The 11,256-nt window shown below is 50.3% G+C and carries 11 protein-coding genes and 1 pseudogene; 7 read left to right on the top strand and 5 right to left on the bottom strand.

Annotated features, from left to right (window positions below; genetic code table 11):
• Positions 1-10: 10 nt before the first annotated feature.
• The 3 genes and pseudogenes from AC0L73_RS07445 (at position 11) to AC0L73_RS07435 (ending at position 2,375) form a co-directional block, all read left to right on the top strand.
• Positions 11-376, top strand: coding sequence for a response regulator (locus AC0L73_RS07445; RefSeq protein ID WP_227952801.1), 366 nt, complete (start codon positions 11-13; stop codon positions 374-376).
• A 63-nt stretch (positions 377-439) separates the two neighbouring features.
• Positions 440-1,543, top strand: coding sequence for a protein-glutamate methylesterase/protein-glutamine glutaminase (locus AC0L73_RS07440; protein ID WP_265334959.1), 1,104 nt, complete (start codon positions 440-442; stop codon positions 1,541-1,543).
• Positions 1,540-2,375, top strand: a pseudogene (locus tag AC0L73_RS07435) (CheR family methyltransferase). Before AC0L73_RS07440 ends, AC0L73_RS07435 begins: the two are co-directional and overlap by 4 nt.
• Positions 2,376-2,494: 119 nt before the next feature.
• Here AC0L73_RS07435 and ctrA read toward each other — a convergent pair.
• A complete protein-coding gene (gene ctrA / locus AC0L73_RS07430; RefSeq protein ID WP_227952807.1) occupies positions 2,495-3,196 on the bottom strand; it encodes a response regulator transcription factor CtrA in 702 nt (233 codons plus the stop codon).
• A gap of 190 nt (positions 3,197-3,386) precedes the next feature.
• On the opposite strand from ctrA, the gene fliI reads away from it, so the two are divergent.
• From fliI to AC0L73_RS07415, 3 genes are all read left to right on the top strand, one after another.
• Positions 3,387-4,718 carry a flagellar protein export ATPase FliI gene (gene fliI / locus AC0L73_RS07425; RefSeq protein WP_227952809.1) on the top strand — a complete coding sequence of 444 codons (1,332 nt, stop codon included), beginning with the start codon at positions 3,387-3,389 and terminating at the stop codon, positions 4,716-4,718.
• A gap of 33 nt (positions 4,719-4,751) precedes the next feature.
• Positions 4,752-5,174: a hypothetical protein gene (locus tag AC0L73_RS07420; protein ID WP_227952811.1), complete on the top strand. Its 423-nt coding sequence runs from the start codon at positions 4,752-4,754 to the stop codon at positions 5,172-5,174.
• Between the two features lie 100 nt (positions 5,175-5,274).
• The gene (locus AC0L73_RS07415; protein ID WP_227952813.1) at positions 5,275-6,120 is read left to right on the top strand and encodes an isocitrate lyase/PEP mutase family protein; all 846 of its coding nucleotides are present in this window, start codon (positions 5,275-5,277) and stop codon (positions 6,118-6,120) included.
• Positions 6,121-6,131: 11 nt separating this feature from the next.
• Here the strand turns inward: AC0L73_RS07415 and trhO are convergent, their stop codons facing one another.
• The gene (trhO, locus tag AC0L73_RS07410; RefSeq protein WP_227952816.1) at positions 6,132-7,037 is read right to left on the bottom strand and encodes an oxygen-dependent tRNA uridine(34) hydroxylase TrhO; all 906 of its coding nucleotides are present in this window, start codon (positions 7,035-7,037) and stop codon (positions 6,132-6,134) included.
• A gap of 132 nt (positions 7,038-7,169) precedes the next feature.
• Between trhO and AC0L73_RS07405 the strand changes: the two genes are divergently transcribed.
• Positions 7,170-7,523, top strand: a complete 354-nt coding sequence (locus AC0L73_RS07405; RefSeq protein WP_473655234.1) for an MmcQ/YjbR family DNA-binding protein — start codon at positions 7,170-7,172, stop codon at positions 7,521-7,523.
• On the opposite strand, the gene AC0L73_RS07400 is transcribed toward AC0L73_RS07405, so the two are convergent.
• From AC0L73_RS07400 to AC0L73_RS07390, 3 genes are read right to left on the bottom strand one after another with little or no spacing between them, the layout of a single operon-like run.
• The gene (locus tag AC0L73_RS07400) at positions 7,520-9,313 is read right to left on the bottom strand and encodes a hypothetical protein (protein WP_473655233.1); all 1,794 of its coding nucleotides are present in this window, start codon (positions 9,311-9,313) and stop codon (positions 7,520-7,522) included. The genes AC0L73_RS07405 and AC0L73_RS07400 overlap by 4 nt on opposite strands.
• A 17-nt stretch (positions 9,314-9,330) precedes the next feature.
• Positions 9,331-10,140, bottom strand: a complete 810-nt coding sequence (locus AC0L73_RS07395) for a nucleotide-binding protein (protein ID WP_473655232.1) — start codon at positions 10,138-10,140, stop codon at positions 9,331-9,333.
• Positions 10,137-11,246, bottom strand: a complete 1,110-nt coding sequence (locus AC0L73_RS07390; protein ID WP_473655231.1) for a flagellar biosynthesis protein FlhF — start codon at positions 11,244-11,246, stop codon at positions 10,137-10,139. The genes AC0L73_RS07395 and AC0L73_RS07390 overlap by 4 nt, the downstream gene beginning before the upstream one ends.
• Between the last annotated feature and the right edge of the window lie 10 nt (positions 11,247-11,256).

The following is an 11,256-nucleotide window of genomic DNA, read 5'->3' as shown; positions in this document are numbered from 1 at the left end:
GAGAAACAAGATGCCATCCTGTTTGATTGTTGATGATTCCAAAGTTGTTCGCATGGTCGCGAGACGTATTCTGGAAGATTTGAGTTTCGGTATCCTTGAGGCAGAAGACGGCAAGGGTGCATTGAACGCGTGCCTTGAAAAAATGCCGGATGTCATCCTCCTCGATTGGAATATGCCGGTGATGAACGGAATTGATTTTCTGCGGACGCTACGGAATTCCGAGAATGGGGAACAGCCCGTCGTGATCTTTTGCACGACAGAGAATGATATGGCGCATATTCGTGAGGCCATTTCTGCGGGCGCCAATGAATATATTATGAAACCTTTCGATCGCGCGATTATTGAAGCGAAATTCTCTCAAGTGGGGGTTCTCTAGGTGGTGCAAGCCGACACGATAACAAGTCTGCCGATTGAGACGAACAAAGATCCTTACCGGATCATGATCGTCGATGATTCCGCAGTTATACGCGGCTTTCTAACGCGCTGGCTTGAAGCGGAATCGGATATTCAGGTTGTTGCTATTGCTAACAATGGTGTTGCTGCCCTTCGTGAATTTGAGCGCACCCTCCCGGAATTGGTAATCCTTGATATCGAGATGCCGGAAATGGATGGCCTTACGGCGCTGCCGCGTCTTGTTCAGCTGGACAAGTCCGTTCAAGTTATTATGGCGTCCACACTGACACGGCGAAATGCGGATGTCAGTTTGAAAGCGCTGGCCATGGGGGCCGCGGATTATATTGCGAAGCCGGAATCGACTCGCGACGTCAATGAGAAAGAAGAATTCCACAGAGGCTTGCTGGAAAAAATCAGGGCTCTTGGACAAACACGACGCTTGCGAGATCGTAAGGCGGGTAAAGTTGCACCGCGGCCGACCTTAAAGCCGACGCTACTTGGTGAGACAGCACCAGCGCCACTTCATAAAAAATCGACTTTTAACTTGCGACCCTATGGAAAGAACCTTGCGCCTAAAGTGATCGCTATCGGTTCATCCACGGGTGGTCCGCAAGCGCTATTTAAAACCTTTGAAGCCCTCAAAGGAAAAACAAGCTTGCCGATTTTGATCACCCAGCATATGCCGGCTACCTTCACAGCAATTCTTGCAGAGCATTTGAGCAAGATCTACGGCAAGGACTGCAGGGAAGCATCAGACGGTGAAAAGGTTCTTGAAAATCGCGTTTACGTGGCACCTGGGGATTGGCATATGACGGTGGTTAGAAAAGGCACTGATGTTGTCATCAAGTTAAATCAGGAACCCCCAGAAAACTATTGCCGTCCATCCGTAGATCCGATGCTTAGGAGTCTGATGACCGCTTACGGTAGTGATGTGTTGGCGGTTATTTTGACAGGTATGGGACATGATGGACTGGAAGGTTGCAAGAAACTTGCGGAGTCAGGAGCAGTGGTGATTGGTCAGGATGAAGAAACAAGTGTTGTTTGGGGAATGCCGGGAGCTGTTGCCTCTGCCGATTTGTGCAATGGGGTGTTCCCATTGGAAAAAATCCCTGGTGCGATTGAAAATATTCTCAAGGGGAGGCCCGTATGAATAGTCAGGACTTCCAACTCTTCGGTGAAATTGTCAATTCACGCTCCGGATTGGTGCTGACAGAAGAGAAAATATATTTGCTGGAAAGCAGGTTGGTTCCTCTTGCGCGTCGGCGCGGATTGGAAAATCTCGAAGCATTGGCGGAAGAAGTTCGTCGGTACAAAGATGATCGCCTTTTGGAAGAAATCACCGAGGCGATGACGACCAACGAGACATTCTTCTTCCGGGACACCAAGCCATTTGATACTTTCCGAGATGTCGTGCTGCCGCAGCTTTTGAAGGCGCGGGCCACGAAAAAACTCTACGGATATGGACGGCGGCATGCTCGACCGGGCAGGAGCCCTACTCAATTGCCATGCTGTTGAAGGAAGAGGCCGCTAAAATGGCTGGCTGGCGTGTGGAAATTATGGCGACTGATATCTCGCAGGAGGTTCTGGAGAAAGCCAAAGCCGGGTTATATTCTCAGTTTGAGGTGCAGCGCGGACTCCCCATTCAACTGCTTATGAAGCATTTTCAGCAGGTCGGTGAGATGTGGCAGATCGATAGTTCTATCCGGGCGATGGTTAAGTTCCAACCGAAGAACCTCTTGGAGGATCTCGGAAGCTTGGGTCAGTTCGATGTCGTTTTTTGCCGGAATGTTCTGATTTATTTTGATCAGCCGACGAAAAGCAAAGTATTGACACAAGTCCATAAAATTCTCGCTGATGATGGCGCGCTTTTCTTGGGCGGCGCGGAAACTGTCCTGGGTATTTGTGACAGTTTTAAACCGGTTGACGGTCAGCGCGGGGTTTATACTTCAGTCAATGGCGGATTGATGGCGGCCGCCAGTTAATCCTGACGATCGGCAGCGCAACTGAGCAAGCTCTCTCTGATAATATTCAAATAAAAGCCCCGCAGTATAGACTACTGCGGGGCTTTTTAATGAATGACGTTTCGGTATTTAGGAGAAGGCTAGCTCGCGCGGGCCTGAAGATTCTCTTCTGGATCGCGAAGAACATATCCCCGACCCCAAACCGTTTCGATATAATTGTCGCCGGCGGTTGCTGCGGCAAGCTTCTTGCGCAGTTTGCAAACGAAAACGTCGATGATTTTGAGTTCTGGCTCGTCCATGCCCCCATAGAGGTGGTTGAGGAACATTTCCTTCGTCAATGTTGTGCCCTTGCGCAAGCTGAGCAGTTCGAGCATGCCGTATTCTTTGCCGGTGAGGTGCAGGCGCTGGCCGCTGACTTCGACAGATTTGGAGTCCAGGTTGACCGTAAGCTTGCCAGTCTCAATAGTGGATTGTGCGTGGCCTTTCGAACGGCGAACAATCGCATGAATACGTGCGACAAGTTCATCTTTATTAAAAGGCTTGGTTAAGTAGTCATCCGCACCGAAGCCCAAACCCTTAACTTTGTCATCAGGTTCAGACATGCCGGATAAAATCAGAATGGGCGTTGATACCTTTGCCGTACGAAGCTTTTTCAAGACGTCGTAACCGGACATATCAGGCAGGCCCAAATCCAATATAATAATGTCATAGTCATAAAGTTTGCCAAGATCTACGCCCTCTTCACCGAGGTCGGTCGTGTAAACATTAAGACCCTCTGCGCTCAGCATCAATTCGATGCCACGAGCCATTGAGCTATCATCTTCTATCAATAGTACACGCATATATTGTACCTCCTGTACTCCAACTATTATTAACAACTTAACTTAACAATTAGTTAAAACAAAAGATAAAAATTAACTATCTTTGTTAACTTCGTATGACGGCATTTACTAAACATTAAAATGTATCTGTCAAAATGACTTAACTTACCGAGATCAGGGTCCTACAAACAAGTTAAGCGAGGCGTCTTTCGTGCAAAGCATTATTTCGGAAATCGATCGGGTTCCTACAGCGCAATATTACGGCCGCGTGGTTGCAATAATGGGGCTGTTGGTGGAAATCGGCGGCATACAAAGACAACTGAGTATTGGCAGCCGCGTTAATTTACGCGCCCGCGGCGGCGGTAAGGTAAACTGCGAGGTGGTCGGTTTCCGTGATGATCGTGCGTTACTCATGCCGTTTGGCGTTCTGGAAGGGATTGGCATTGGTTGTAAGGCAGAAATTGCTGAGCGCGATCCGGTCATCTTTCCGAATGAAAGCTGGCTTGGCCGGGTGGTCAATGCCATGGGAGAACCGATTGATGGCGGTCCGCCACTCAAATCCGGAAACCGAGCTGTTCCTTTTCGGAATGCACCGCCACCGGCGCACGCCCGTCAACGGGTCGGTGAGAAAATAGATCTTGGTGTTCGCGCCCTGAATACTTTCGTGACTTGTTGTCGCGGACAGAGAATGGGCATATTTGCAGGTTCCGGCGTTGGTAAATCGGTGTTGTTTTCCATGCTTGCCCGAAATACTGCGGCAGACATCAATGTGATTGGCTTGATCGGTGAACGTGGCCGGGAAGTACAGGAATTTATCAAGGATGACCTCGGCGAGGAAGGCCTGAAGCGAAGTATTGTCGTTGTTGCGACATCAGATGAATCTGCGCTTATGCGACGTCAGGCCGCTTACCTGACGCTTTCTCTTGCGGAATATTTCCGCGATGAGGATCGCGATGTGCTTTGTCTGATGGATAGTGTTACCAGATTTGCCATGGCGCAACGTGATATTGGTCTTTCGGGCGGTGAACCTCCGACAAGTAAGGGCTATACGCCAACCGTTTTCAGTGAACTGCCAAAATTGCTTGAACGTGCCGGGCCAGGTTCCGGAAAAGGCAGTATCACGGGGCTATTTACCGTTCTTGTTGAGGGTGATGATCACAACGAACCTGTCGCGGACGCCGTCCGGGGAATTCTAGATGGTCATATAGTGATGGAGCGACAGATCGCGGAGCGAGGCCGCTATCCGGCCATTAATGTTCTCAAATCTATCTCTCGGACGATGCCCGGGTGCAATAGTGACGCTGAAAATGTTCTCATATCGAAGGCGAAGCAATATCTCTCAACCTATGACGACATGGCAGAAATGATCCGCTTGGGAGCATATCGACGGGGTGCAGATCCTTTAGTTGATGAGGCCATACATTTTTTCCCGATGCTGGAAGAGTTCATGAGTCAGGGCAAGACCGATCGGGCCAGCCTGCCCGAATGCTTTGCTGCCCTGTCCGAAATACTGGCGCAGCAACCAGATCTTGAAACGGTTTAAGGCGGAGGATGATGCTTTGAGGTTAAAATCATCATGAAGGGCCTGGATAGTTTAATCAGGGTCCATAAATGGAAACTTGACGAAAAGCGGCGGGAACTTGTCGATTTTGAAGAATTGCACGCAAGTTTTGTGAAACAATTACGAAGCCTTGAAGAAGAACAACTGCGGGAGCAGGATGTTGCCGGGGCCAATCTGGAGGTTGGCTTCTCTTTTGCGAACTATGCTGCTGCTGCGAAGCAGCAAAGAGAAAATATTAAGGCAAGCATTGAAGAAATAGACACCAAGATTGCCGCACTGAATGAAGAGGTAACCATCTGTTATCAGGAACTCAAAAAATATCAGGTCGCGCTCGAAGCACGTGGAATTAAGGAAAAATATGAGCGGAACAGGGTTGAGCAAATGAGTCTGGATGAGCTTGCCATTGATCTCCATCGGCGTAAGGGTGGGTTGAGATAACTCGATCAACCTTCCCTCAAAATGCATGTGATTTTTCTTGCATACTATTCTCAAATGCTCCAATGTGAACAAAACATGAACATATGAGATTGGAGGACATATGCCGGTTGATATTCGTGAAAGAGCGGAAATTTTTAGGGCCTTGCATTTGCGGGAGAAAGCATTTGTTCTTCCTAACCCTTGGGACGCGGGATCAGCGAAGATGCTGACGGCGCTTGGATTTAGCGCCTTGGCAACGACGAGCGCCGGGTTTGCCTTTTCTTCAGGCAAAGGTACTTCAATCGGTGAAATCAGTCGGGAAGAAGCGCTGGAGCATGCCGCCGGGATTATCGCGGCAACGACGTTACCGGTTAGCGCTGATCTCGAAAACGGATATGGTCATACGCCTGAAGAGGTGGCGGAGACAGTCCGGCTGGCTGCCGAAATTGGACTCGCGGGCTGCACGATTGAGGATACGACGGGTGATCCGGATAACCCCATTTACGAACGGGCGCAAGCGATTGACAGAATCGCTGCGGCTGCTGAAGTTGTAAGAGGACTGGATAGACCTTTCATGCTGACGGCGAGGGCTGAAAACTACCTTTTTAACCGACCAGATTTTGGAGATACTTTGATGCGCCTCCAATGCTTTGAAATGGTCGGGGCGGATGTGCTGTATGCGCCGGCACTTCCCGATTTACAGGCTATAAAGACGGTCTGTAAGGAAGTGTCAAAGCCGCTCAATGTTGTCGCTGGTATCGGCCTTCCGGGCGTGACGATCACCGAGCTTGAAGCCGCAGGAGTGAAACGGATCAGCGTTGGTTCAGCCTTTGCCCGGGTTGCCTATGGCGCAATGATAGATGCGGCAGAGGGAATTATTAAAACTGGTTCCTTCGCACCATTTATGGCCGCAGCGTCTTTCTCATCAATAGAAACGCTGATTAAGTTCGTAAATTTGAAACAGTGACGAAAAGACAGCTACTTGCCGCCGATATGGGTTTCGTTTCTTGCCTTCGCGAGGTCAATCTGTTTTTGGCGATCCGCGAAGCGTTTTTTCTGCTCTTCGCTCAGGCTGTCATGACAGCGCGGGCAGGAAATCCCCTCTATATAGAGCGGCGATTCCTTATCTTCTTCCGTGATTGGATATCGGCATGCGTAACATTGATCGTAAGAACCCTTTTCAAGGTTGTGGTTGACTGTGACGCGTTGGTCAAAAACGAAACATTCACCTTCCCAACTGCTTTCTTCTTTCGGAATTTCCTCAAGATATTTCAAGATGCCGCCTTCAAGATGGTAGACATTCTCAAATCCCTTGGAGAGAAGATAGGACGTCGATTTTTCGCAGCGAATTCCGCCGGTGCAGAACATCGCAACCTTTTTATCGCGTACAGGATCGAGTTTTTCCTCGACGAATTTTTTAAACTCCCGGAATGTTGCTGTCTCTGGATTTACCGCACCTTTGAAGGTCCCGACCTCAACCTCATAGTCGTTACGGGTGTCGATGAGCAAGGTATCTGGATCGTTTATCAAGGCATCCCAATTTTCCGGTTTAACATAGGTGCCGACTGCCTTCCGGGGGTCAAGGCCCGGTGCTCCCAGGGTCACGATCTCCTTCTTAAGGCGGACCTTCATCCGGTAGAAGGGTTGCTTCTCATTCAAGGATTCCTTGTGTTGCAAATCATCAAACCTTGGATCGGTCTTGAGGAAAGCGAGCAAGGCGTCTATCGCTGCGCGTGTGCCCGCGACGGTTCCGTTGATTCCTTCTTCGGCAAGCAGGAGCGTGCCCTGAATATTATTCTCCTGACAAAGCGCGAGCAATCGCCCCTGCAACTGCTCATAATCGGGCAGGGCTACAAATTTATAAAGCGCTGCAACAACGAACATCTATCCTATTCCTAATCGTGTGAATTTGACCGGGAATATGGCGCAGCGATCGCGATCTATCAAGGTCGAATGTTGGGAGTATGTTATGCAAACTTAAGGACAGGACCATTATTGTGGGAGGAAAGGTAAATAATGACGAGAGACGAGTTTGACCGGTTCTGTAACACCCTGCCCGCCGTCACCAATGTCGTGCAGTGGGGAAATGCGTCTGTCTGGAAGGTTGGAGGGAAGATTTTCGCCATCTGTTCAAACTGGGGACCGGGGAAGGCAGAGAAAATTGGTTTTAAGTGCAGCGATCTTACCTATGCAATCCTTATTGAACAGGATGGCATCATTCCGGCTCCCTATCTCGCGAGGGCGAAATGGGTACAACTGGTTGAGAGGGATGCGATGACGGATCAGGATATAGAAACCTATATTCACGAAGCCTATTCCATCATAAAGGCTAAGCTTACCAAGGCCGTGCGCACGGAGCTTGGCATTTAAATGCTGCTGGCGATATCATGACCGCTTTCCCATTCTGACAGCGGCTCAATGGGAAACGAGGGAACCGCCTTGAAAATTAGCTGTCCTTTTAGGCCTGAAATTTCCATATGTTCATTGAAAAGCTTGCCGATGTGAAGGCGCATTTCCTCCGGGATTGCCTGATGGCTGCGAACCGCAAGATCAAAGATGCTTTGCTTGAAGAGACCATCAAGCTGTAGCTGTCCTGATTTAGTTAAATTAAGCTCGATTACAAAGCGGGTCGTATCTTTATCCGGATCGGCATTGTCCGGATCTTTTCTCTGTCGATGGAACATACGCACCTGTCTCAGGTTGTGCCCGTCGAAAAAAGGGAAGTTAAGGGACTTCCAATCCTGTCCGCCGGTATCCGACTGCAACCGTGAAAAAGTTGCGAAATCATCTTCGAGCGCTTGCAGAAGAGGGGCGCGGCCCGCTGCTTTCAGGGCATGGGCGAAATCCTGGCCCAGCCATTTCTCGATAGAACCCAGATTTAACGCCGCCATGAAGAACAGCAGACTGTTAGAAAGTTGGGTGTTGGGTTGTGGTAAAATTTGATTGATCACGGTTTGCGCAATGATGGGATCCTGCTGGGCCACGAGGTTAAGGGATTCGCGAAGATTCTGCCAATCTCCCATAACTCTGATCGTAGGAAGACGCCCGCCAGGTTGCTGGATTTCCGCATTGGGAAGAGGGAAAACATTAATACGGTCCGCGATGGAAAACTGCACAGTTGTCCCCGTCGCGGGAGGGGTTGTTGTTGTATAGGAGAGCGTTCCAATAGGCGTTTGCAGGGTTACGCGACTATTCCCATTGGTTGCCGATGCACTGCTGAGCGCAATTACCGTCCCCTGAAATAGGCCGTCACGGGGAGAGAGGGAACCAGCCATCTGTTGCGGGCGAACAACCAGATTGATTTTTGTCCCTTCCGAAATCGGAATTGATCCTTTGGGTGTTTCAACAGTTGTCGGAGTTGGTAGCCGGAGGACGTCAGCAACAATTATGTGCCGTTGTATTGCATCCGGTAACTTGGGTGATTCGATAGGGGTAGACGTTGTTTGACCCGCCGCACCTTGCGCCACCGGAATTGAGGGATTGTGGTACTTCTGATAGGCTGCGAGTCCTACCTGATTTGATTTTGAGACACCTTCGCTTTGAATCGCTGCCATGTTTCCTGTGGGGGGAGGAACTTGTTTTTCGGTCGGTGGCTGTGATACCAGGGCCGAGAGTTGGGCCGGGGTTTTCGGGTTGATTGTTGCGGCCTTGTCAGACGGCGATAATGAAGCGGCAAGGTTTTGCGTTTCCGATTTTGGCGCAAGCGGATGCAACTGCCCGGCCTTCAAATATCCTTCCGCGCCAAAGGCTGGCTTCTCAACAGTAGGTAATAATCTGACGTCGATAGGCGGAGAAAAACTCCGGCCATTCATGGCAAGTAATCGCGCCAGAATGACTTCCTGCATTTCGACTACTTCAAAGACGATATAACTACCGACGGTCAGGGGAGTTGGTGTGGTAATCCGAAAATTGCCAAAAACGGAGTGAAGAACGATATTGTCGTTCGTGGATTTTGCCATTACGACAGCATTTATTGGCGTATTTTCGCTGATTGTGGCGGATGGTTTGGGTTGCTGCGGTGTGCGGGCGGGTAGGCCAGTCTGTTCTCCCGTTGGCGCAGCAGGGGTCGCCGGTTGGACCGGTCCCTGCCCTGAGGAGGGGGATTTGGCGCTGCCGGCCAGTCCGGATGACACGCCTGATGGTGAGCGAATTCCACTCATTCATTGTTACCGCATTATTATGCAGCTCCCTTGATGATGTTCTGCGCAAGGGTGTCAACATTCCCGGCCGCTTTGCTGGTCGGGTATCGTGTCATAAGTCCGGCCTGTGCGCGGATCGCATTGGAAACCTTCTCATCCAGTTCGATAATCCCGGCGAGCGGGGGTTCGAATTTCAGGAAATTCCGGCAGGCGCTCAGCAGTTTTTCGTATATTTTCTGCCCATCAGCCTCTGATTTCGCCATGTTTATCAAGACACGCAGATCTGCCCCCGGCATCATTTGTGATGTCACCTTGATATAGGCATAGGCGTCAGTGAGCGATGTTGGGTCGCCAGTGGTGACCACCAGTTTCGGTCCTTGCCCATTTGAAAGTGTCTTCACCGCGTCATCGACGCCCGCGCCAAGATCCAAAATGATGAAATCATATTTATTGTCGAGTGCGGCCAGGTCCTCTCGGACTTTCTTAAGCTGACCCACGGACATACTGCCTAATGAACCTGATCCTGACCGGCCCGCGATAAGATCGAACCCTCCTGCAGGGCACTTAAAAATCACGTCTTTTAATGCCAATTCGCCTGTGATAACGGTCGCTAGGTCCTTTTCAGGCATGATCCCGAGTTGGATGTCTACATTGGCAAGCCCGACATCCCCGTCAAAAAGCAAAACCTTTTTTCCGGCTTTGGCTAAGGCCTCAGCAAGACTAATGGCGAGAACCGTTTTGCCGACACCACCCTTACCTGACGCAATTGTAATGAGGTTCTTACCTGCAGGCTCGGTTGCAGGATGGTGTGATGGACGGTTGCGCAGAGGGCTTTCGGTCTGAATCATGGCTTTACCTTGTCAAATTCTTTGTCGACTTTGGGTTGGGTCGGATCTCTCAATAGCAGTCGGGCGAGGTTTACCGGATTGATGGTATGGAGACCGGTGGCAACTGATGAGGATACGCTAGCGTAGGAAAAGTTAAGCTTGGCGGTATGGGCGGCAGTAAAAACACCGCCATAGCGCCGTGTGGTATCGAGGCGCGTCACGATCAATCGCCGCGCTCCCAACGTCGCAAAGCCCTCGGCTGTATCACTCATTTCCGCGGTATCGGTGCCGGCGGCGAGGACAGCGACAGGTTCTGCCTTGGCGGCAATGATAAGCCGGGTAAGTTTGGTAACATCCTCCTCATCATAGACATTAACACCGGCGGTATCGATAAGGAGATCGATGTTCTCTATCTCTTTCTTTTTATGAACAAGAGATGCGAGCTGTTCTGGCGTTTCGGCTATTTCAAAATCAAATTCAAGAATATCCGTATATGCCTTTAGCTGCTCAATCGCGCCGGCTCGGCTGGTGTCCGTGGTGATAACATGCACCTTTCGTCCCTCCAGCTTTCCTGCGGCGGCAAATTTTGCAAGCGTTGTTGTTTTGCCAACGCCGGGCGGACCGACAAGCATTATGGGCAGTTTGTGGCCTGAACTACGCGCAGCGTAATTAAAATGGCTATCCAGTGCTGCCGCGAGGGCCAATTCTGTGTCTTCCGATTTGACGGCAAGCGCCGTCCGGCAGAGCTTTTCAGCAAGAATTGGCGGAATTCCGTGATAGGCCATCGACTGGACGAGCGCTTCCATCTTCGGTGTGATTTGTTTCTCGTCGGAGGTTTCCGATGGGGAGGTGACCGCTTTGGCATTCTTTGGTGGACAGTTATTCCCGTTTGATTTTGCGCGGGGCGGTTCTGCTACTTCCGCTTTCCAGTCGCTATCCCATTCTGTCGCCCATGCGCCGTTATTTAGCGGCGTCACAGTATCGGTTTGTTCAACTGCAGCCGTCAGTTGTACATCACCGCTGTCTATGTTTTGGCTGGACAGGATGATCGCTTCTGGCCCCATTTCAAGGCGCAGCAAATTTATCGCCTTTTCCATGGTCGGAGCTGTATAGGTTTTGATCCGCATCTATCGCTGC

It is taken from the genome of Sneathiella sp. D3-11, assembly GCF_055809395.1.
The sequence above is the reverse complement of the archived record's forward strand: the minus strand, read 5'-3'. Positions and strand labels throughout refer to the sequence as shown.